Origin of the sequence: Kitasatospora sp. NPDC056181 (assembly GCF_042266225.1) — a bacterium.
Taxonomy (GTDB): Bacteria; Actinomycetota; Actinomycetes; order Streptomycetales; family Streptomycetaceae; genus Kitasatospora.
Genome location: NZ_JBHJUK010000331.1, coordinates 1 through 1609, shown reverse-complemented (window position 1 = coordinate 1609; position 1609 = coordinate 1). Strand labels below are relative to the sequence as shown.

At 70.7% G+C, this 1609-nt stretch carries 1 protein-coding gene; it reads left to right on the top strand.

Going from position 1 to position 1609, the window contains the following annotated elements; all coding sequences use genetic code 11:
* Nucleotides 1-1609: condensation domain-containing protein (locus ACFC1F_RS43325; protein ID WP_376167327.1), on the top strand; the 1609-nt coding region annotated here is incomplete at both ends.

Genomic DNA, 1609 nt, shown 5'->3' with positions numbered 1-1609 from the left:
GGGGCTCCGGAGCAGGTGGTGGTGCCGGCGAACCTGATTCCCGAGGGTGCGGAGGAGATCACGCCGGGGATGCTGCCGTTGGTGGACCTGGACGAAACCGAGGTTGCCCGTGTGGTTGCGCGGATCCCGGGGGGTGCGGCGAACATCGCGGACGTCTACCCGCTTGCACCCCTCCAGGAGGGCATCCTCTTCCACCACCTGCTCCAGGCGGACCATGGCGCGGACGTGTACGCCTCGCCGACCCTGGTCGCCTTCGACTCACGCGAGCGCCTGGACGCGTTCCTGGCCGCGCTCCAGCAGGTGGTGGACCGGCACGACATCTACCGCACCGCGATCGTCTGGGAGGGCCTGCGCGAACCCGTCCAGGTCGTCACCCGACACGCTGAACTCCCCGTTCGACAGGTCGTGTTGGACGCGCGCGGTCCGGAAGCGGCGGACCAGTTGCTCGCCGCTGGCGGAGGGTCGATGGACCTCGGCCGGGCCCCGCTGATCGAGGTGCACACCGCCGCCGATCCCGATGATGACCGGCTGCTGGCACTGCTCAAGATCCACCACCTCGTCCAGGACCACACGGCTCTGGAGGTGTTGATCGGGGAGCTGCGGGCGATCCTGTCGGGCGACGGCGACTCGCTGCCCGAGCCGCTGCCGTTCCGCGACTTCGTCGCGCAGGCCCGCCTCGGCGTGCCGCGCGAGGAGCACGAGCACTACTTCGCGGGGCTCTTGGGTGATGTCGAGGAGACGACGGCACCCTTCGGCCTGGTGGACGTTCGGGCCGGTGGCGTCGACTCGGCCAAGGCCCGGGTGGCGGTCGAGCGTGAACTCGGTGACCGGATCAGGAAGTTGGCACGATCGCGTGGGGTGAGTCCGGCGACGGTGTTCCACCTGGCGTGGGCGCGGGTGCTGGCAAGCGTCTCGGGCCGGGACGACGTGGTGTTCGGCACGGTGCTGTTCGGGCGGATGAACGCCGGCGCCGGATCCGACCGCGTCCCCGGCCTGTTCATCAACACGCTCCCGGTCCGTGTCCGGGTCGGGTCGGCCACGGTCGACGAGGCCCTCGACGGCCTGCGCCACCAGCTGGCCGAACTGCTCGTGCACGAACACGCCCCGCTCTCGCTCGCCCAGAAGGCCAGTGGGGTGCCGGGCTCGGGCCCGCTGTTCACCTCCGTCTTCAACTACCGGCACCACCGGGCCGCGTCCCGGCGTCCGGCCGGTCCGGAGTCCGATGCCGACGGCCTCGAAGGCATCAGCACTCTCAGCATGGAGGAGCGCACCAACTACCCGTTGACCGTGGCCGTGGACGACGACGGCACCGGGTTCGTCCTGAGCGTCGAGGCCTCGGACCCGGCCGATCCCGGCCAGCTCTGCACCTGGGTACAGATGGCGGTCGACGGACTGGTCACGGCACTTGAGGCCGCTCCGCGTACAAGCCTTGCGGCCGTGGAGGTGCTGGAGGCCGGTGAGCGGGCCCGGGTGTTGGAGGGGTGGAACGATACGGGTCGTGTGGTGCCGGGGGTGTTGGTGCCGGCGTTGTTCGCGGGTCGGGTGGCGGGGTCGCCGGGTGCGGTGGCGGTGGTGTTCGAGGGTGTGGAGGTGTCGTACGGGGAGTTGG